13 protein-coding genes and 5 pseudogenes are annotated in these 19,662 nt (G+C 69.5%); 6 read left to right on the top strand and 12 right to left on the bottom strand.

Translation table 11 applies throughout. The annotated features are described in order from the left end of the window. Positions 1–121 precede the first annotated feature (121 nt). Positions 122–304: pseudogene (locus F1615_RS36570) on the top strand (hypothetical protein); the annotation flags it as partial. 310 nt (positions 305–614) lie between these two features. On the opposite strand, the pseudogene F1615_RS30615 reads toward F1615_RS36570, so the two are convergent. After that, positions 615–908: pseudogene (locus F1615_RS30615) on the bottom strand (trypsin-like serine protease); the annotation flags it as partial. Between the two features lie 341 nt (positions 909–1,249). Then, a complete protein-coding gene (locus F1615_RS30610; protein ID WP_167533910.1) occupies positions 1,250–1,714 on the bottom strand; it encodes a YjfA family protein in 465 nt (154 codons plus the stop codon). A gap of 423 nt (positions 1,715–2,137) precedes the next feature. Here F1615_RS30610 and F1615_RS30605 point away from each other — a divergent pair. After that, positions 2,138–2,886, top strand: a protein-coding gene (locus F1615_RS30605; RefSeq protein ID WP_425385669.1) for an IS5 family transposase whose coding sequence is annotated in 2 segments (ribosomal slippage) — positions 2,138–2,426 and positions 2,426–2,886 — 750 coding nt in all. Because the reading frame shifts where the segments join, the coding sequence is not laid out codon by codon here. A 235-nt stretch (positions 2,887–3,121) separates the two neighbouring features. On the opposite strand, the gene F1615_RS30600 is transcribed toward F1615_RS30605, so the two are convergent. Both F1615_RS30600 and F1615_RS30595 read right to left on the bottom strand, forming a co-directional pair. After that, entirely contained in the window at positions 3,122–4,606 is a 1,485-nt protein-coding gene (locus F1615_RS30600; protein ID WP_149552314.1) for a carboxylesterase/lipase family protein, read from the bottom strand. 23 nt (positions 4,607–4,629) lie between these two features. Then, positions 4,630–5,544 carry an MBL fold metallo-hydrolase gene (locus F1615_RS30595; protein WP_149552313.1) on the bottom strand — a complete coding sequence of 305 codons (915 nt, stop codon included), beginning with the start codon at positions 5,542–5,544 and terminating at the stop codon, positions 4,630–4,632. Positions 5,545–5,725: 181 nt separating this feature from the next. On the opposite strand from F1615_RS30595, the gene F1615_RS30590 reads away from it, so the two are divergent. Then, the gene (locus F1615_RS30590) at positions 5,726–8,515 is read left to right on the top strand and encodes a helix-turn-helix transcriptional regulator (protein ID WP_149552312.1); all 2,790 of its coding nucleotides are present in this window, start codon (positions 5,726–5,728) and stop codon (positions 8,513–8,515) included. 368 nt (positions 8,516–8,883) lie between these two features. Here the strand turns inward: F1615_RS30590 and F1615_RS30585 are convergent, their stop codons facing one another. Together F1615_RS30585 and F1615_RS30580 are read right to left on the bottom strand one after the other, a co-directional pair. Then, positions 8,884–10,002, bottom strand: a complete 1,119-nt coding sequence (locus tag F1615_RS30585; RefSeq protein WP_149552311.1) for a fatty acid desaturase family protein — start codon at positions 10,000–10,002, stop codon at positions 8,884–8,886. 7 nt (positions 10,003–10,009) lie between these two features. After that, entirely contained in the window at positions 10,010–11,065 is a 1,056-nt protein-coding gene (locus F1615_RS30580) for a ferredoxin reductase (RefSeq protein ID WP_149552310.1), read from the bottom strand. Positions 11,066–11,151: 86 nt separating this feature from the next. Here F1615_RS30580 and F1615_RS30575 point away from each other — a divergent pair, with 86 nt between their 5' ends. Then, the gene (locus F1615_RS30575; RefSeq protein WP_149552309.1) at positions 11,152–12,291 is read left to right on the top strand and encodes a PucR family transcriptional regulator; all 1,140 of its coding nucleotides are present in this window, start codon (positions 11,152–11,154) and stop codon (positions 12,289–12,291) included. A gap of 370 nt (positions 12,292–12,661) precedes the next feature. On the opposite strand, the pseudogene F1615_RS30570 reads toward F1615_RS30575, so the two are convergent. After that, positions 12,662–12,995: pseudogene (locus F1615_RS30570) on the bottom strand (zinc-binding dehydrogenase); the annotation flags it as partial. A gap of 96 nt (positions 12,996–13,091) precedes the next feature. Here F1615_RS30570 and F1615_RS30565 point away from each other — a divergent pair. Both F1615_RS30565 and F1615_RS30560 read left to right on the top strand, forming a co-directional pair. Beyond that, positions 13,092–14,030: a MerR family transcriptional regulator gene (locus tag F1615_RS30565; protein WP_149552308.1), complete on the top strand. Its 939-nt coding sequence runs from the start codon at positions 13,092–13,094 to the stop codon at positions 14,028–14,030. A 74-nt stretch (positions 14,031–14,104) separates the two neighbouring features. Then, entirely contained in the window at positions 14,105–14,671 is a 567-nt protein-coding gene (locus tag F1615_RS30560) for a GNAT family N-acetyltransferase (protein ID WP_149552307.1), read from the top strand. A gap of 35 nt (positions 14,672–14,706) precedes the next feature. Here the strand turns inward: F1615_RS30560 and F1615_RS30555 are convergent. From F1615_RS30555 to F1615_RS37210, 5 genes and pseudogenes are all read right to left on the bottom strand, one after another. Then, positions 14,707–15,069 (bottom strand): annotated as a pseudogene (locus tag F1615_RS30555) (transposase); the annotation flags it as partial. Positions 15,070–15,431: 362 nt separating this feature from the next. Continuing rightward, positions 15,432–16,235, bottom strand: coding sequence for a class I SAM-dependent methyltransferase (locus F1615_RS30550; RefSeq protein ID WP_208818447.1), 804 nt, complete (start codon positions 16,233–16,235; stop codon positions 15,432–15,434). A 369-nt stretch (positions 16,236–16,604) separates the two neighbouring features. Next, positions 16,605–17,498 carry a MerR family transcriptional regulator gene (locus F1615_RS30535; protein WP_149552305.1) on the bottom strand — a complete coding sequence of 298 codons (894 nt, stop codon included), beginning with the start codon at positions 17,496–17,498 and terminating at the stop codon, positions 16,605–16,607. A gap of 22 nt (positions 17,499–17,520) precedes the next feature. Continuing rightward, positions 17,521–18,423, bottom strand: coding sequence for an alpha/beta fold hydrolase (locus tag F1615_RS30530; RefSeq protein ID WP_149552304.1), 903 nt, complete (start codon positions 18,421–18,423; stop codon positions 17,521–17,523). A gap of 713 nt (positions 18,424–19,136) precedes the next feature. Continuing rightward, positions 19,137–19,295: pseudogene (locus F1615_RS37210) on the bottom strand (replication-relaxation family protein); the annotation flags it as partial. Positions 19,296–19,662 lie beyond the last annotated feature (367 nt).

Genomic DNA, 19,662 nt, shown 5'->3' with positions numbered 1-19,662 from the left:
CCCGGTGCACCAGGTCCGGCCCCTCCGCATTTCCGTGGAGGGGCCGGACCTCTGTCCGGGCCCGGAGGGGGACCGCGTACCCCTCGTACCGGAGGCTCATGAGGTCCGCTGCACAGGCTGACTCACCGAGGCCGCAATGGAGTTGCCACGGCCTCCTCTCGCGCTCACGGAGGACGAGAAGCACGCCGGCCCATTCCGGAGGGCCACATGGTCATCAAGCAGCTCGCACGCGGAATGGAAGCTGACCCAACGCGGCTTCGGGCCGTGGGCGCGGATCTACCACCCCGCGACCGGTTCGGAACGGACCTGGCCGACCTCCGAGCAGACCGCACTCCGCGGCGTCACCCACACCCGCGGGCGGCGGGCTGGCGAATCCCGCGAGTTCGACGGGGCCCTCGGCGACCCCGCCGTGCCTTCGGATGTCACCCGCTCTTCCACCAGGCGAACGAACACACGGTCAGGGCGGTCACCTGCCTGCATGGTGCGGCGTCACCCAGGGGCGAGGTCGACGACGGGCGGACGGGTGAGTCCACTCCGCCAGGTGCCCTACCGGGCTCCGGAGTTGCCGCCGGGCGCCGCAGGGCTTGCGGTGCGACGCCCGGCGACCGCCGGGATCAGGAGTTGTGTCTGATGGTCTGCCGGATCCAGCCCTTGTACGCGGGCGCGCTGGTGTAGAGGCCCGGTCCGGCCGAGCACGGGACACCTGGGTTGCCCGGACCCGAGGTCACTCCGATGAGCTCCCACCGCTCGTGTCGGCCCTTCTGGAGTTGTGGCCCGCCGGAGTCCCCGAAGCACGCCATGGCCGCGGGCACGCGGCTGATCGTGCACAGCCGGGTCCGGTCTGCGTATCCGGGGGCGCATTCGGTCTCGGCGCCCCGGCGCGTCTGGAGCTCCCGCAGCCGCTCCGGGACTCCTCGGCCTGGTGCCGGCGGTGCAGGGAGCCGATCACCTTCCCCGTGGCCGCCTCCACAAGATCGTGTGCACCAGGTCGCGCTGATACCAGGTGCCTGGCTCACCGCCGAGGTGGGCCGGGTGGGCGGGGCCGACGGGACGAACCCGGCGTGCCGGTGGAGTGCGTGGGAATGTGCACGAGAAGTTCCACTGCGACCGATGGACCCACGGACCTGATCTGTCACGTGGTGAGCATGCTCTTCGCCGGGGAGCAGAATGGGTCCAAGGGCCTTGCGAACCCACCACATCGTTACCAGTGCCTGGACGTCTCATCACGGTCAGGAACCCGGCATGAAACTCAGTAGAAGATCGTGCACTTCGTTCCGGTGTCGCCCGGAAGGTGGTCGAATTCCGTACACGCCTGGGCCTTGAGGTCCTTGTCGTTCACCATCGGTGTGTACACGCTGGTCCCGTTCCAAGGCATGACCGTGATGCTGTTCACGGCTACGGTCTGTCCGTTCTCCACAGTCCGCACGTAGGCCCTGTCCCCAGGCTTCCCGTACCAGAGCTGCGCCCAGGCCGCCCTGCACTGTGCGCTGTAGCGCAGTCGGACGATGCGGCCGTCCAGGACGACGTCGTCGATCGTCACGGCGTCGTCGACGCAGTGGGTCTCGATGGGGTCGAGGCCGTGACAAGAGGCGGCGAAGCAGGTCGCCGGAGCCTTCGTCGGTGTCCCTGTCGCCGCTTCCGGCGCGGCCTGCGCAGGGGTGGAAACGGCTGAGGCGGCGGTCACCGCTGTGATCAGTGCGGCGGCGAACGCCACCGCCGGGCGGCGATTACTCATCATGACGGTTCCTTCCCGGTGAAAAATGGTGCGCGGGATACCAACTCCCAGAATTCCAGGACACACCCGCCGGCCAACGTGTGCAACGGGTGACCACAACGTGTTGTTGAATGTGAACGCGTTGCCCCCGGGCAGTGCGGGGCCATCCCGACCACGTGGATGCGTGTCTGCCGGCGCGTTCCGAAAATCGTCTCCGGCTCTCGGTGGAACTGAACCGCTTCACGCTCAGCAGCCAGCGACGCGCCATCGAATAGCCTTCAAGCAGCTCGCCAAGGACGACGAGCGCGCAGCCAAGCGAAACCCGATCCGCATGCCGATCCAGACGGAGGCGTCTGCTGAAGGTGACTCAGCGCCCGGCCGGGATACCGCTGACGGCGATCCGATGCTGGCCCGGCTGCTGCTGTGGCTGGACGAGGAGGCCCTGCAGAACCGCTCGCACTTTCGACTGACCGTGCGGCTCTGCGCGGGATCGTCTACGTGCTGTGCACGGGTGTGGCCTGGGCGGACGTGCCGACCGAGACGATCGGCTGCAGCGGAGTGACGTGCCGGCGGCGACTGCGGGACTGGACCGAGGCCGGCGTCTGGCCCCGCCTGCACGAGGTCCTCCTCGCGGAACTCCGCATGGCCGGACTGTTGGACATGGAGGACGCCGCGGTCGACGGCTCGCACGTCCGGGCCCTGAGAGGAGGGCTCACACCGGACCTTCGCCGGTCGACCGAGGCCGCCGGGGCAGCAAGCACCATGTGATCACCGACCGGCACGGAACACCCCTTGCGATGTCGTTGACCAGCGGAAACCGTCACGACGTCACCCAGCTCATGCCCCTGCTGGACGCGATACCCCGCATCCGCGGCCTGGTGGGCAGGCCACGTCACCGACCGCGGCGTCCGTTCGCCGACCGCGGCTACGACTACGACAAGTACCGGCGGCTCCTCCGTGCTCACGGCATCACGCCGAAGATCGCCCGCAAGGGCGCCGCCCACGGATCCGGCCTGGGCAGGACGAGATGGGTCGTCGAGCGAACCTTCGCTTGGCTCCACCAGGTCAAGCGCCTGCGGATCCGCTACGAGATACGAGCCGACCTCCACCTCGGACTGCTCCAACTCGCTTGCGTCATCATCTGCTTGAGACGACTCCGAACCTCATTCTGAAATGATCAGTTAGTCGCCTGGGCCAGAACGCATACGTCACCCCGCCGTCACTGCCGTGGCAAACCGCCCGCGGGTGTCGTCGCCACTCCAGTCCGGGGGTGTCGGAGTCGACTCCTCCACCTCCCGAAGGGCATCCGCGAGGTCGGCCCCGGCAGGGCGGGGGCCTCCTCGGTGGTGATGACGGTTCCGGTCATGCAGTGCCCTTCGAGGAGATGCAGAGGTATGCGCGGCGGGTTCAGATCCATGCCTGTCGTTCCTCGCTGCGCGGGTCGTCGATCTGGTTCCACTGGGCGTCGATGCGCATGGTGGCCCGGCGTTCGGTGTCGTACGGGTCCCAGCCGGGGTCGCCGGTCCTGGCGAACCGGACCCACACCTCGTGCATACGGGCGGCGAGATCCGCGGGGGGCTTGTCGGGGCCGAGCAGGGCGACGGGGCCGAGCAGTTGGGGGAGGTGCGCGAGATCGAAGACGAAGGGCAGCTCCACCGTGTGAGCGGCGCCGAGCCGTCCGCCGAGGGCATGGGAGCGCCAGGCGAACTCATAGCTGAAGGTGGCGGACTCGGGATGGGCGGCATGAGCACCGGCCAGGGCCCAGCTGCCCGCGCCGAACAGCGCGTCGCCCATGACGGCGGAGCGCAGCTCGCCGAAGGAGGCTTCGGGGCGGGCCTTGCGGTACGTCTCGACGAGCTGCGCCGGCTTCGGGTGCGAACGCGCCGCCGCGTTGTCGACGTCCCCGGCGGTTGAGGTGGCGTACTTGTCCACGGGGACCAGGTAGAGGTTGCCCTCCTCGGTGTTGGTCCCGATGAGCAGGTCGAGGCCGGCGCTCAGGCCGGCGGCGACGGATTCGGCGGGCTGTGTGTCGAGGACCAGGCTGAAAGGGCTGAGCCCGATCAGCGGGTCGCGGTGCGTGTCGGTCTGCAGGTCGATGCCCGTGAGCCGCGAGGCGGCCTTGACCAGGCGCTCGTCGGGAATCTCCGCGAAGGCGTCGACGTCGGGCTCGATACCCAGGGCCCCGGCCGCTGCCCGGGTGACACGGGCGGCCTGCTCGGCTGTGAACGCGCCCAGGCCGCTGCCGCTTTGGACGATCGCCCGGCGGAAGAGACCCGTGGCTTCGGGAGTGGCGAGGACGCCGCCGACGATGGTCGCCCCGGCCGACTGTCCGAAGAGGGTGACGTTGTGCGGGTCACCGCCGAAGGCGGCGATGTTCTCCCTCACCCAGCGCAGCGCGGCGACGACGTCGAGCAGACCGCGGTTGGCGGGAGCTCCGGGGAGGTCGAGGAACCCGGCGATGCCGAGCCGGTAGTTGAGGGTGACGAGGACGACGCCGTCGCGGGCGAAGGCGGAGCCGTCGTACATCGCGGACCGTGTCGATCCGGCGACGAATCCGCCGCCGTGGACGAACACCATGACGGGCAGGCCGCCGCCGGCGGGCGTGAAGACATTGACGGTGAGGTAGTCCTCCCCGCGGCTCCAACCGGTGCCGAAGTAGGGGGACATGTCCACGCTGCCGAGCTTGCGCTCGGACTGCGGTGCGTTGGGTCCCGGCACGGTGGCGTCCCGTGTGCCGTCCCACGGCTCGTGCGGCTGCGGCGGGGCGAACCGGCCGGCGCCACGAGGTGGGGCGGCGTAGGGGATGTTGAGGAAAGCGGTGGTGTCGCCCCGGCGCAGGCCGCGGACGGCTCCCTGCGCGGTGGTCACGATGGGTTCGGGGTGGTGGTTCACGGGGGTGTGCCTCTCCGCAGGCTTCAGCCCTGCTCGGTGTACGGGGCGTAGGGAGCCCAGCCCTTGATGGCGAACTTGCTTCCGTCACGCGCGACTTCGACGGCGCCGTGGCCGCCCAGGTGCGCGGGGATCACGAGTGCGTTGTTGTCGGCCGCCCAGCCCAGCACCTTGCGGCGGGTGGCGCGGGCGCCCGCGGGGTCCTCGCAGAAGCAGCTGTTGGCGTCCGGTTCGAGGATCTGTACCGGGTTGTGCAGCATGTCGCCGACGAACACCGCGCGGTCCGTCCCGGAGGCGAGGGTCAGTACGGAGGAGCCGGGGGTGTGTCCGGGAGCCGCGTCCAGACGCAGTCCGGCGTCGATGTGGTGTCTGTTCTCCCACAGCAGCGTCTGGCCGGCCTGGTGCACCGGGGCCACGCTGTCCTCGAAGACGTTCTGGTTGCCGCGGCCGAGCAGCGGCTGGTGGCCGTTTGCCGGGTTCCAGAAGTCGAAGTCGTCCTTCGGCATCAGATAGGTGGCGTTGGGGAAAGTGGGCACCCAGCGTCGGCCGTCCAGGTACGTGTTCCAGCCGACGTGATCGATGTGGAGATGCGTGTTGATCACGATGTCCACGTCCTCGGGCTCGACGCCGGCGCGCGCGAGGTTGGCCAGGAAATCTGTCTCGAGGCGGTTCCAGACCGGCGCGTACGGACGGTCCTTGTGGTTGCCCACGCCGGTGTCGACGAGGATGGTCCTGCCCTCGCTGCGCAGCAGCCAGGTCTGGATCGCGGAACGCACGCTGTTGGTGTCGGAATTCAGGAAATGCGGGGTCAGCCAGGTGGCGCTGTCGTCCCAGACTTCCTTCGGGGTTTCCGGGAAGAAGGCGTCGGGCGTCATGTCGACGGAGCCGTAAAATTCCCAGACCCGGGTGATCGTGACGGTTCCGAGCTTGATCTGTTCCATGGGTATTCCTCAAGCATCCGGAGGCTTTCCTGGAACCGTACGAGCGGCCCCGGTACACGCGGTATCCGTCACGTGACTGCACCGATCCGCATGCCCCGGGCACCGGGCCGGGCCGCTTGTAGCCTGGGCGGCGACAAGGCCAGACGGCTCCGCTCGAAGAGCCACCTTTCCTGGAGACCCCGTGGACGATGACGCAGGCGGCTCCCGCGCGGTCGCTGCACCGGAGCCGGACGCCGAAACGCCGGTCGTCGGCCGGGACGCGGAACTGGCACGCCTCCACCGTGCGGTGGACTCGGCGTCGGTCGACCCGGTTCTGATGCTGCTCGGCGACGTAGGCATGGGAAAGAGCGCGCTGCTGGACCGTGCGGTGCGCCGGGCCGAGGCGAGCGGCGCCCGTGTCCTGCGCGCGCAGGGCAGCGAGACGGAGTCTCCCCTGGCATTCTCCGGACTGCATCAACTGCTGTGGCCGGTATCGGCCGAGGTGGACGAGCTGCCGGAGAGGCAGCGCGCGGCGCTGCACGGCGCGTTCGGCGTGGGATCGGCCACGGCGGAAGCCGACCCGATGCTGACCGGGGTTGCCGTCCTGGGCCTGCTCTCAGCCCTGGGGGACCGAGGGCCGGTGATCGTGGTCCTGGACGACGCGCAGTGGTGCGACCGTGCGTCCCTGGACGCACTGCTCTTCGCGGCCCGACGGCTGACAGGCGAACCGGTCACGATGCTGATCGCAGCCCGCGTCGGCGATCACCTCCCGGGGCTCGACCGGCACGTGGCGACGCTCACCCTGGGACCGCTCGACAACGCCGCGGCCGGCCGACTGCTGGACCTGCAGCCGCAGCGCCCGACCGGCCGAATGAGGACGCAGATCCTCGCCCAGGCCGACGGCAACCCGCTGGCACTGACCGAACTGGCGAAGACGGCCACCGCACACGGGACGGCCGCGGGGCCACCGTACGCCGGTCCGCTCCCCGTCACCGACCACCTGGAGCGGATCTTCGCGGACCGGCTGAACGGCCTGCCGGCTCCCACCACGCGTGCCCTGCTGCTCCTGGCCGCCATGGACACCGTCGACTCCGCCATCGCCGTCCCGGCCGCGCTGCCCGACGCCGCGGACGACGCATGGCCGCCCGCCGAGCGGGCCGGGCTGGTCCGGCGAACCGGCCGTGGCCTCCGGTTCAGCCACCCCCTGGTCCGGTCGGCCGTGTATCACGCCGCGTCCGTGGATGCCCGGCGCGCGGCCCACCTCGCGCTCGCCGAACTGCTGCGGGCCGAGCCGGACAGGCGAGCCTGGCACCTCGCCGCCGCGGCCACACCCCCGGACGCGGCCGTATCGGCGCAGCTGGAACAGACCGCCGACCGGGCCCGGCGCCGCGGCGGCCACGAGGCAGCGGCCAAGGCCCTGCAACGCGCCGCGGACCTCGCACCCCGCGAGGACAGTGCCCGGCTCCTTCTCGAGGCCGCCGCGCAGGCCGTCCTCACCGGCGACCTCGCCTGGGTCGAGGAACTCGCCTCCGCGGTACGGGCACGTACCGACGACGCGTCGCTCCTGGCGGGCGTCACCGCGCAGGTCGGACGACTGGCAGCACTCACCGGGCGCCACACCGTGGTCTTCTCCCGACTGGCCGACGCCGCCGAGGAGTTGGCCCTCGCACAGCCGTCCACCGCGCTGGACCTCCTGGCCGCCGCCGCCGTGGTCCGCTTCTACTGCGGAGACGACGTCCAACAGCACCGCGTCCAGGCCGTCCTGCGGAGCCTTCCCGAGGACGCGTCACCCGCCTGGCCGCGCACCTGGGTACGGGCCGTGACCGACCCCTTCGGCAACAGGGCCGAACTGCTCCTGCTGCTCCCGCAGGTCGCAGCCGAGGCGCAACGCCACCCCGACCGGCTCACCGCTTTCGCCATCATGGCGTGGCTGCTGGACGAGACCTCACACGCCGTCCGCGCCTTCGATCAGGCCTTCGACCAGTGGGGCATGCGCGGACCGCTGCCAGAGGGTCTGGGCGGCGCGGCCGCCTGGAGCTATGTGGAACAAGGAAAGTGGGGGCGTGCCCGAGAGGCATGCGCCCGGAGCAGCGCGCTCGGTTCGACGACCGGCCTCGACCACGCCGTGGCATGTGCGGCCGCCGTGGACGCCACCGTCCTGGCCTACCAGGGCGACGCGACGGCAGCCCGCGCCCGGGCCGAGGACGCGCTCGCCCTGATCGACCCGCTGGAGAGCCGCTCGGTCCGTGTCTACGCCCGTCGTGCACTCGGCGCCGCGGCCCTCGCGGAAGGCGCGCACGAGGCGGCGTACGACCAACTCCGCACGGTCTTCACGGCAGATGGCGCACCCGTGCACTACCACGCCTCCTATCCGGCCCTCGCGGACTTGGCCGCCGCCGCCGCGCGCAGCGGCCGGCGCGAGGAAGCCGCCGCGATCGTCGAGCGTGCCGCACGCGCCCTCGCGGCGGGGGCCTCACCCCGGCTTCGCGCGCTGATCAGCCGCGCCCGTGGCCTGTTGGCAGACCCCGAGGACGCCGAGCCGCACTTCCGGGCCGCCCTGGCCGACCCCGTGCTGGAACACTGGCCCTTCGAACGCGCCCAGACCCTGCTGGACCTCGCCGAATGGCTGCGGCGCCGCCGACGCATCGCAGAGGCACGAGCGCCGCTCACCGAGTCGCTGGAAACCTTCCGGCGTCTGGGCGCGCGCCCATGGATCGAGCGCGCCCGGGCCGAATCGCGCGCCGCCGGCCTCGACGTCACAGACTCCGCCCCCGACGCGCTCGCCGAACTCTCCCCGCAACAGCAGCAGATCATCCATCTCGCCGCTCGCGGACTGACCAACCGCGAGATCGGCGAGAGGCTCTTCCTCTCCCCGCGCACGGTCGGCTCGCACCTCTACCGCAGCTTTCCCAAGCTGGGCATCACCGCCCGCTCCCAGCTGCGCGACCTGATCGAGGACACCACCGTCACCGTGGCCCACCAGCAGGAATGAGGCCACGCCCGGCGACAGAAGCAGTCAGCCGGCACAAACCGGGGCCTCCCGCCGAACCGGACCGGCCACCAGGCGAAGGCGGCAGCGAACCTCTCCGCCCGTGAACCCCGACGCCCGCCTGTCCCCGGCTGCACATGACCTCGCTCCCGTCGCGGCCGAACGGGAACGGCCCACCGCGTCGCAGGAACGGAAATCCATGGCGGCTGCGAAGACGGCGTCGCCCCGGGACCGGTTCGCCAGAGCCGACCCCGGGCTGCTGCGTCCGGCCGTCGGGCTGCGAGCCGCCCTCAGCCTCACCCGCTGGAGGCCGTCCGTGAGCGAAGCCTCGCCTGCGAAACCGGCCGAAGGAGCCGAACGGATGCCGGGAATCAAGCCGCGAGGAGCTCCTGCTCGCGGGCCGGCGTCTTGACCTGGGGCTTCTTGTTCGGCAGCGAGAGCCGGAAGACCTTGTGCCACGCGGAGAACACCTGCTTGGGCAGGGGCCCGGTGACGTACTCCAGCTCGTACTTCTCGAACAGCGCGCGCACCTTCACCGCGACCTCGGCGTACCGGTTGCTCGGCAGGTCCGGGAACAGGTGGTGCTCGATCTGGTGGGACAGGTTGCCGGTCATGAAGTGCATGGCCTTGCTGCCGCTGATGTTCGCCGAGCCCATCATCTGGCGCAGGTACCACTGGCCGCGCGTCTCGCCCTTGATCGACCAGCGCTCGAAGACCTGCACGCCCTCGGGGAAGTGCCCGCACATGATCACCGAGTGGGACCAGAGGTTGCGGACCAGGTTCGCGGTGAACGTGGCGGCGAGCGTGGGGAGGAACGACGGGCCCGACAGCAGCGGGTGGATCACGTAGTCCTTGAGCACCTGCTTGCGGATCTTGCGGCCCACGGCCTTGGCCCGCGCGCGGAACTCCGGGTTCTTGCGGCGGTGCTTGTGCAGGTTCTTGCTGAGTTCCAGGTCGTACGCTGCGATGCCGTACTCGAAGAAGCAGGCGTTGATGAAGTTCCACAGCGGCTGGCCGAGGTGGAACGGGTGCCACTTCTGGTCCTCGTCGACGCGCATGATGCCGTAGCCGAGGTCGTTGTCCTTGCCGATGACGTTGGTGTACGTGTGATGCAGCTCGTTGTGCGAGTGCTTCCACTGATCGGAGGGTGAGACGTGATCCCACTCCCAGGTGGTGGAGTGGATCTTCGGGTCGCGCATCCAGTCCCACTGGCCGTGCAGGACGTTGTGGCCGATCTCCATGTTGTCCATGATCTTCGCCACGGACAGACCGGCGGTTCCGAGCAGCCACGCGGGCGGGAAGATCGAGAACAGCAGCACGCCCCTGCTGACCAGCTCGAGCTTGCGCTGCGCGGAGATGACCTTGCGGATGTAGGCGGCGTCTTTCTCGCCGCGGCTGGCGATCACCTCGTCGCGGATCGCGTCCAGCTCGCGGCCGAGCTCCTCGATCTGCTCCGCGGTCAGGTGGGCGGTGGGGTCGATGGCGGTCAAGGTGTTCCTAACGTTCGATGGCGCAGGGGCCCGCCGCAACGGACACGCAGGTCTGGATGAGGACGCCCGGCTCGGCCTCGGTGATCTCGCCGGTGCGCAGGTCGCGGACCGCGCCCGCCTTGAGCGGTGTGACGCAGCCGAAGCAGATGCCCATGCGGCATCCGGAGGGCATGAGCACGCCGGCCTCCTCGCCGACGTCCAGCAGCGGCGTGGCGCCGTCCGCGTCGACGGTCTTGCCGGTGGCGCTGAAGGTGACCTCGCCGCCGTCGCCGGCGACGACGATGCTGGGGCGGAAGCGTTCGGTGTGCAGGCGCTCCTGTACGCCGTGCTCGCTCCAGTGCCTTTCGGCGGCGTCGAGCAGGCCCGCCGGCCCGCAGGCCCAGGTCTCGCGCTCGGCCCAGTCGGGCACGAGTTCGTCGAGACGGGCGATGTCGAGCATGCCGTCTGTGTCGGTGTGCACCTCGGTGAGCCGCAGCTTCCTGTCCGCGACCAGGTCGTGCAGTTCGCTGCGGAAGATCACGTCTTGCGGCTGTGGCGCGCAGTGGACCATGACGACGTCGTCGAACTCGGTGTCGCGCAGCATGCCCATCACGGGCGTGATGCCGCTGCCGGCCGTCAGGTAGAGCACCTTGGCGGGCTTGGCCCGCGGCAGTACGAAGTCACCGGTCGCCTGGTCGAGCTGGATCAGCGTGCCCGGTTTCGCCCTGCGGACCAGGTGGTTGCTCACCTTGCCGTCCGGGATCGCCTTCACGGTGATCGTGACGCGGCCGTCCTGGCGGTTCGTCGGCGAGGTGATGGAGTAGGCACGCCACAGGCGCACCCCGTCGACGTCGACCCCGATCCGCACGTACTGACCGGCTGTGTGGCCGCGCCAGCCCCGTCCCGGCCTGATCACGACAGTCGCGGCGTCACCCGTCTCGGGGCGCACGGCCTCGATGCGCCCACGCAGGTCGGCGCCCGCACGCAGCGGGCTGACCAGGTCCAGGTAGTCCGACGGCAGCAGCGGCGTCGTGACCATCTCCAGCAGTTTCCACGCCCTGCTGCGCAGGACTGTACTCGTCATGACTCCAGCTTGCTGGCCTCAAGGCGTAAAGTCCTGACCGCAGGACGTAAATCTGATCGGCTGGATTGTTCGCAGGGAACAGAAACGTGAGTCATGCAATCCGGAGGGCCGGCGAACTGGCCCTCGATGAGACGACGGTCACCGCACTTCGGGCCGCACTGAAGACCACCGCCGACGAGGTCGTGCAGGCGATCATCGACGAGGTCCCTTCCTACGCCAACGCCCTCTCGGGCCACATGGGCGCCACCATCCGCCGAGCCGTCCGCACCGCCCTGGGGCATTACCTGGACCTCGCGAGCGGCAACGCCACAGGCGGCGACGGTGGTGACGCAGCCTACGAGCTGGGCCGCGGCGAGGTGCGCGACGGCCGTTCGATGGATGCCCTGCTGAGCGCCTACCGCGTCGGCGCCCGCGTGGCCTGGCGTTGCCTGGCAGCGGGTGCCGTACCCGCAGGGCTGCCCGCTGCCGAGGTCGCCAAGTTCGCCGAGCTGACCTTCGCCTACATCGACGAGCTCTCCGCCGCGAGTGCCGCGGGCCACGCCGACGAACTGGCCGCCCGGGGCAGGGACCAGGAGCGCCACCTGGAACACCTGGCCCGCGACCTCCTCGCGGGGGCGAGCCCGGACGTGCTGCTGGCCTCTGTCCAACGGGCCGGGTGGCAGCCTCCGGTTTCGTTGACCGCGGTCCTGCTGCCCGCCGCCCAGGCCCGGCCTGCCTACCGCGCACTCGACTCGAGCACCCTCGTCCTCGACGATCTGCCCGACGCCACCGGTGTGCTGCTCGTCCCCGACGCGGACCGATCACATCTCTTGAGGCAGTTGACCGACCGCTCCGCCGTGGTCGGTCCGGCCCGGCCTTGGACTCGTGCGTCCGCCTCGTACGCGCGCGCCGTACGCGCGCGCTCCCTCTCCTCCGATATTCGTGACACCGAGGACCACCTGCCCGAGCTGGTGCTGAGCGCCGACGAGGACGCGTTCGCAGACCTGCGTGCCCGAGCCCTCGCACCGCTGCGGACCTTGCCTGTCGCGACCGCACGGCGGCTGGAGGAGACGCTGCGGGCGTGGCTGCTGCACCAGGGCAGACGGGAGGAGGTAGCGGCGGCGTTGTTCGTCCATCCCCAGACAGTCCGGTACCGGATGTCGCAACTGCGGGAGCTGTTTCCGGACCTCGCATCGCCCCACCGGGTCCTTGAACTGACGCTGGCGGTCGGTCTTCGGGCCGGCTGACGAATACGGCCTCGTTTCGACGCCATCAGATGGCTTGTGCGGCCCGGGGGAGAGCGGTGTGAGCCAGCTTGAGACCGGGGACTGATGTGAGGCCGGACAAGGCCTCGCGAAGCCCGTCGGAGGCTCTGTCTCTGAGCAGCGCGGTGGCGGATACGGCTCGACTGGATCCGGTCGACGCTGCGCACCGGCCCGTTCGTCGACGTGCTCATCGAGCATCTGGTCGGTGAGCTGGGCCGTTACGCCCTGAACCCCGGCTTTCATGTCGTCGTGGAGGCCCCCTCGACATCCACCAGCGCCGACTGGCCGAGGCGCCGGGCGGCTTCAAGCTCGACAAGTGGCTGTGATCAACACCTTGCCAGGGCCCCTGCGCGACCTCGACCACGTACTTGCCCTGGACGCCGCCCTTCTCCAGTGCCTGATGTGCCGCTGCTGTCTTCTCCAGGGGGAAGACCGTATCCACTGCGGGGCCCGGCCTGCCCTCGACCACATGACGGGAGAGGTCGTCGAAGTGCGCCCGCGTGGGGTTGCCGCTGAAGAAGCGCACCCGCCCCCGGTCCGTGGACCGTGCTGGCCGCGAGGTAACCGAGTGACACAGCGGGCCGTTTCACATCAACGGTGACGGTGACCATGCGCCCGCCCGGATTCAGTAGACGCCTGAAAGCCCGCAGGTCGGTGCCCACGGTGTCCAGGACCACGTCGAATTGCCGAGGAATTGTCAAGACTTGTGGGTGAGGAGTGGTTGCCTGCTGGCAGGCGAAGGGACTTGAGTCTCCAGTAGGGGGAGACACAAAGGTGGGGGCATGGACGGCGACACGCTCTACTCGATCGGCGAGCTCGCTCGACGGACCGGTCTCACGGTCAAGACCATTCGGTTCTACTCTGATCGCGGAATCGTGGCGCCGACGGACCGCAGCCCGGCCGGCTACCGCCTGTACAACATCGATGCCGTCACACGCCTGGACCTCGTGCGGACCCTGCGCGAGCTGGGGCTGGACCTGCCCACGATCCGCAAGGTCGTGGACCGCGAGCTCTCGCTTCCCGAGGTCGCCGCGGCGCACGCCGAAGCACTGGCAGTGCAGATCCGCGTCCTGCGCCTACGGCGCGCGGTGCTGACGGCGGTGGCCGAGCGCGGGTCCACACTTGAGGAGACGGAACTCATGCACCGGCTGGCCCAACTTTCCGAGGACGAACGCCGACGTCTGATCGGCGATTTCCTCAACGCCGTCTTCGGCGGTCTTGACGCCGCCCCCGCATTCGCGGGGGTGATGCGCTCGATGACCCCCGAGTTGCCCGACAACCCGGAGACGGAGCAGGTCCAGGCGTGGGTGGAGTTGGCCAAAATGTCCCTGGACCCGGGTTTCCGCGCCGTCGTGCGGCGGATGGCCGAGGATCAGGCAGCCGAGCAGGCCCGAAGCGACATGATGGGCCCGCGCCGCGACATTGCCGCAGTCGTCCGTGACCAGGTCGGCCCGGCCGTGACCGCCGGCATCGACCCGGCCTCGCCCCAGGCCGATCCGATCGTCGCGGCGTTCACGGCGCCCTGCGCGCACATCCTCGGCCGCCGCGACGACGTCGAGCTTCGCCATCGGCTGGCGATTCGGCTGGAGAGCGTGAATGACCCCCGCAGGGAGCGGTACCTCCAGCTGCTCGCAGTGGTCAACGGCTGGCCGGCCCCGGAGAGTCTGGCTCCGGTGTTCGATTGGGCCGTCCAGGCTCTGCGCGTCCGGACACAGCAATGATGGGGCGGTCGCAAGGCGGCATGGGGCGGACGTGGCTGGCGTCGGGTGAAAACGCCGCCGCATATGATCGGTTGATGAGTGCCCCGGTCGTACTTCAGGTGGCCGGGTCGCCGGTCTCTCCCGCTCTCGTTCTTCGCCCCTGGCGCATGGAGGACGTTGCCGCATTGGTCGAGGTGAGCCGGGATCCCGCACTGCGCCGGTGGGCGAGCTCTGTCGTGGACAACGATGCTGACGGGGCACGGTGGGTGCAGGCTCAGCAGCGGGGCTGGGCAGCGGGGGACCGGTTCTGCTTCGCCGTCCTTGAGGCACAACCCGGTGCATTTCGCGAACAGTTGGTGGGCAACGTCGTCCTCAAGGAGGTCACCTCCGGCAAACCGGTGGCGGAGGTGGGCTACTGGACCGCGGCGCACGCTCGCGGGCGGGGAGTGGCCCCCCGCGCTCTGGAGGCACTCACCAGCTGGGCCTTCGAGACCTTCGAAGCCGACGGGCTGGAGCGTCTCGAACTCCTCCACCAGGTGGACAACCTGGCATCGTGCCGGGTTGCGCAGAAGAGCCACTACGACTTCGACACCATCCTGCCCGCAGCGCCGCCCGCCTTCCCCCGCGATGGCCACCGGCACATACGGCGCACGAGTGCCTGAAACCCTCCCGGCTTCTGCGGATCGGCTGAGGCCGCTCACGCCGAGAGGGTCTCGGGGCGTTCGACGAGGTGGCCGCGGTCGAAGCGGGCCCCGGCACGGACCAGAGCGACGAGGTGGGGTGCGTTCACAGCCCGCCAGCGGGCCTGGGCGGACTCGACCAGCTTGAAGACCATCGCCAGCCCAGCGGCCCGGCTGCCGGCACCCTCGGTCACCTTGGTCCGCAGCCGCACGGTGGCGAAAGTCGACTCGATGGGATTCGTGGTCCGCAGGTGGATCCAGTGCTCGGCGGGGAAGTCGTAGAACGCCAGCAGCTCGTCCTCAACGTCCACGATCTTCTTGACCGCCTCGGGGTACTTCGCGTTGGACCGCTTGGCGAATATGGCGACGGCTTTGCGGGCCTGCTCCTTGTGGGCTGGCCATCCTGCCGCTCCTGCCCCCCGGCCGCGCCCGCCCCGACGGCGACGGCCGTTGCACCACCTGTGCCACCGCTTCGGTCGGCCTCGCCGAGCGAGCGCCTGATGACGGGCCATACTGCGCCCACTGCCCCGGTCGGGCCCGGGCGGCCCGGAAGGCGGTGTGGACGATCGCGAAATTCCCCAGGCGGAAGTTCAGGTAGTTCCCCAGCTACTGATGTGAGCTGACGGCGAGGCAGTCCGTGAGCTGTTTCCAACCTCCGCTTGAGCAGGTCAGATGCAAGGTGAGGACGGGCTGCAGGCGGTCGCGAGCCGGCAGGTCGGCAACGACAACGACGAAAGGTGGATCAGCGCGCCGGCTCAGACGTGCCTCGCGCCTGGTCGCGGCTGGCCACCACCAGGTATCCATCGCTCTCGGGGTCGAAGGTGGTGGACTGCACTGTGAGCCCGACGCTCCGCAACTGCGCCACGAGGTCCTCGTACCGGTAGGGCCAGATGGACAACCGCTCCGAGCAGGCTCGTACTGCCCCATCCGGCTCGATCTGGGCGACCACGATTTCGAGGAAGTGTTCCTGCTCCCAGCGCTGCTCGATCTGCCAGTAGTAGCTGACGACCGCCTCGCGGTCGTTGCGGCGGATGAGTCGATCGCGGACGTCTACCCGTGAGCCGGCGGAGCGCACGAGCTCCCAGTTGCGTGACGTGAGCACGAGGCGTCCGCCCGGATTCAGCAGCCGCGACATCGCTTCCAGTGCGGTCAGGCGCCCGGCTGCGCCCTCGGCGTGCCCGAGCGAGTTGCCGACGCAGAACACCAGATCGAACGTGGAGTCCTCCAGGTGGTCGGGCAGCTCGTCCCAGCTCGCGCGGAGGGCTCGAAGCGAGACCCCCTGCTCATCGGCGGCCTTCTCGGTCCGGCGAACCATCCCGCTGCTGGCGTCTGCGGCGACCACGTCAAGGCCAAGACTCGCGAGACCGACGGCGAGCTGGCCGGTTCCACACGCGCAGTCGAGGACGCGCGCGTTGGGCGGCAGAGAGCCCACGACATCGCTGTAGTAAACCGCGGCTGCCTTGGCGGGGGTCAACCTGTCGTCCCCGATCAGCCACTCGTATACGTCGGACAGCGCCCCATAACCAGCCACCGCGATAACCTCCATCACTCGACGACACGCGGGCTAGACTGCGCCTGCGATTCGGACCTTGCGCCTCGCACTGTGCCGGGCCGTGTCAGCGAAGCATTGAGCAGGACCCAACCACTTCCGGCCGCTGAGACTCCACCGGATTTCGTGGGAAACCGCGGCACGCCGCACCGACGCAGGTCCCCACTCCACCGGCGCCCCATCGGCCACGATGGGGACCGCGGTCGGTAAGCGCGCGTTCACTGCGGAGCGCTTTAGGCACAGCCATCCAATCGTCCCCCTCGGCGTAGTCGAGGCCCGGCAGGGAGTGGTAGAACTCGGCCGGTCGGCAGACACCGGTGCTGTCGAGCACGGTCTGCACCAGCCGGAGGCGGCTTGCATCAGTGGTCATGCGATGCCGGTGCCCGGCACGATCCCGTCCGAACGACCCACTCGGGGGGACTCGCGTCCACCCTGGCCTCCGACACCCGACCGATGACACACCGCAGGGTGCTGTCCGGCCACACCGCCTGTGGAGTCCACGCGCTCCAGCTTGGTCCAGCCGGTCCAGCCTCGCTTTTGGAGCAACTCGATCAGCCGACGGGCAGGCGGCACTCTGTTGAACGCCAGGGTGTCCATCAGTTTGACGAGAGGTGGCTCGATGTCGGTGTCGTCGATGTATTCCTCGCCGTGCTCGTCGGCCATTTGCGTGATGTAGGCGGCCAGTTTGTCGGCCAGCTCGACCAGTCGGGGGTCGTCGTCGGTGCGGTCGAGTGCCTGGCCCAGCGTGAGGTAGAAGCCGATGAGCTGCGGGTCGGCGATCTGTTCCCGCTTGCGTGCCATCCACTCCGGGACTCGCTCGGGTGAGTGCGCGACCAGCGGGATCCAGCCGTCGCGTTCGACCTGGACGATCCGCTCGTCGACCCCAAGCGCCCGCAGCCGGTCGAGATACCCGACCACCTCCGAGGGCAGCGCCAGGTGGTCACCGGCGGCAAGGCCGGCGATCCGCTCCCGGTGCCGCTGCCGCTCCCTGATCTCCGCCCGCAGCCGCTTGTCGATGTCCGCGACCGCCGTGGCGAACTCCTCCTCGTCGGCCTGCAGCAGCTCCCGCACATGCGCCAGCGGAACTCCGGCCTCGGCAAGGGTCCGGATCTTGATCAGCTCGACCACAGCGCTGGCGTCGTACCTCCGATAGCCGGAGTGGTCCCGCTCCGGCTCCGGCAGCAGTCCCTTGGCGTGGTAGTGCCTAACCGCGCGCACCGTCACTCCGGAGTACGATGCCAGTTCGCCGATGGTCAGCATAGGACCAGTCTCCTAGAAGCGCTTAACAAGTGGGCTTGCCAGCTGGGTGGTGTGCGCTCCGGATGATCTCCGCAATTTCCGGGGCGTGGGTGAAGACCAACCTGTGGTCGGTGTCGAGCCAGTGCGTCAGAACGTGTGGCCGCTCGCGGACGAGTCGCTCGATGCCGCCACGCCAGAGTTGGTTGTGCCGCGGCGCACGCCCTTCGGTGCTGTCGCCGGCTATGGAGGTCGACATGATCATGCGGATGGGGTGGTCGATCCTCCGGTACTGGTCGAGGATCGCGGAGCGAACCACATCGATTTCGAGGTTCAGGTCGAGGATGTTCTGCGCGGTGAGCAACACCTGATGCGCGGTGCCCTTGGCCAGCTCGGCCTCCTGGCGCGTCGCCAGGTCGTCCGCCATTGCGCGGAACTCCGCCAGGTCGGCCTCGGTGATGAATGGTTCGGGCAGCGGGTTCGCCCCGTCGATGAGAACAAGCTCAGCGACGGCGTCAGGAAACTCGGCGGCGTAGTGCACTGCCAGGTCCGCGCCCAGCGAGTAGCCCACGAACACAGGTGCCGTGGGCAAGTCGAGCTCCGCCAGCACGGCGACGAGATCCCCCAGAAACGCATCGAAAGAGTACCGGTCAGCGGCCGAGGCGAGGCCATGGCCCCTGAGGTCGAAGGTCACCACGTCGTGGTCGCGTCGAAGGAGCGCGGTCAGCTTGTGCAGGTCGGCCTCTGTCGAGTTCAGTCCGGGACACAGGACCAGCGGTCGTCCACGGCCACCGCGGGATACCGGGATCCTGACGCCGTGGTGGTGGATCGTGAAGTGCCGCATCGTCCTGTCGTCTTCATCGGCCCGCTCCCCGCCGTCGCTCGGTATCGCGGTGATCGTCCGTTGCCGCAGTCCGGCGACCTTGGTCGCATCGGATTGTGTAGTCATGCCAACCATGCTGGGAGGTTGCCCCTGCGTCAGGGGCAACCACTGCGGTGTCATGACCTCCGTACACCCGCTCACCTGCGTGCTCGTCGAGCTCCTGTTCAAACAGGTCACCAAGAAGCACAACCGCCTCAAGTACTCGGCGAACGCGGCCTTGGGTGCTCAAGACGACCGCCCGGTGATCAATTCCGTAGTCCGGAAAAGTCAACCGGGAGTTGTCCATGGCGTGCAAGGCGATCGGCTTGTGGCCAGCGCCAGGGCTGGATCGAAGGCGATCCCACGTTCGGCATCGAGCGGCGCCCGGCACCCCCCACACCGCACCAAGGTCCTGGCTGAGAACCAGATGGCCGCCCTGTGCCGCCTGGACGTCGCCCCTGCGGGAGAAGACGTTATGGAAGATGCTCGACGAGTCGGCAGCGCGGGCCGAAGAGGTCCTGTGTCTGAACGTGGAAGATCTCTACCCGCAGGACAAGCGCGGGGAGATCACCGCCAAGGGCGGGGCGACAAAGTGGATTCACTGGCGGTCCGGCACCGCCCAGCGGCTGCCCCGCCTGATCGCCCGCCGTACCTGCGGCCCGCTGTTCCTCACCGATCGCAGGGCGTCGGCCGGGACGGCGACGCTGGACGTGTGCGAGGAGACCGTCCGGGCCCAGCTCTCCTCCGCACGGGGCCAGGGCGTGGGCAGGCTGAGCGTGGTCGTGGTAGCGACATTCGGCTTGGGCGGGGCCGTGCTGCTCGAGGTCCTCGAGCACGGCGGCTCCCAGCGGCGCCTCCCGGGCGAGCGCGGCGACGAGCGGGTGCTGGGCGGCCATCGCCTGCAGGTCGCTGATCCTGCTCTCCAGCCTGCTGCGGGAGGCAGTGGTGAGGACCAACAACGCGGGGGCAGGCCAGGGGCCCGTTGATGGCCCTCAGGACGAGCGTGCCGGCCGCGGTGAGGCCCGTGGGGCCGAGCTGGTACGGCAGCCGGGTGCCCGCCTGCTTCTTCTGGCGGAGCTGTTCGACCAGCCGTCGCATGGCTGCCTGTTCCGCGGGGTCCTGCGGCGCCTCATGGTGGCGGGTCTTCGGGTTCAGATCGGTGAGTTTGTCCGTGTCGGTGCGGGCGGCTCGGTGGCGTTGGACGGCCGGCTGCCGCCGGGTGTGGTGGGGTCTGTATGACGATCGTGCGGCGCCGTGGGGTCCGCCGGGCTGCTGGTGGGCGGCTGCGGCCCGGTGCCGGGCTTGTTGTCTGACGGTCACTCAGGC

Origin of the sequence: Streptomyces marokkonensis (assembly GCF_008312835.1) — a bacterium.
GTDB classification, from domain to species: Bacteria; Actinomycetota; Actinomycetes; order Streptomycetales; family Streptomycetaceae; genus Streptomyces; species Streptomyces marokkonensis_A.
This window is presented reverse-complemented; position numbering and strand designations above follow the sequence as displayed.

Bases quoted from the DNA above. Each gene is read 5' to 3' on its own strand.
- F1615_RS30595 (WP_149552313.1), bottom strand. From the start codon at position 5,544: ATGGAACAGATCAAGCTCGGAACCGTCACGATCACCCGGGTCTGGGAA.
- F1615_RS30580 (WP_149552310.1), bottom strand. From the start codon at position 11,065: ATGACGAGTACAGTCCTGCGCAGCAGGGCGTGGAAACTGCTGGAGATG.
- F1615_RS30565 (WP_149552308.1), top strand. From the start codon at position 13,092: ATGGACGGCGACACGCTCTACTCGATCGGCGAGCTCGCTCGACGGACC.
- F1615_RS30560 (WP_149552307.1), top strand. From the start codon at position 14,105: ATGAGTGCCCCGGTCGTACTTCAGGTGGCCGGGTCGCCGGTCTCTCCC.
- F1615_RS30550 (WP_208818447.1), bottom strand. From the start codon at position 16,235: ATGGAGGTTATCGCGGTGGCTGGTTATGGGGCGCTGTCCGACGTATAC.
- F1615_RS30535 (WP_149552305.1), bottom strand. From the start codon at position 17,498: ATGCTGACCATCGGCGAACTGGCATCGTACTCCGGAGTGACGGTGCGC.
- F1615_RS30530 (WP_149552304.1), bottom strand. From the start codon at position 18,423: ATGACTACACAATCCGATGCGACCAAGGTCGCCGGACTGCGGCAACGG.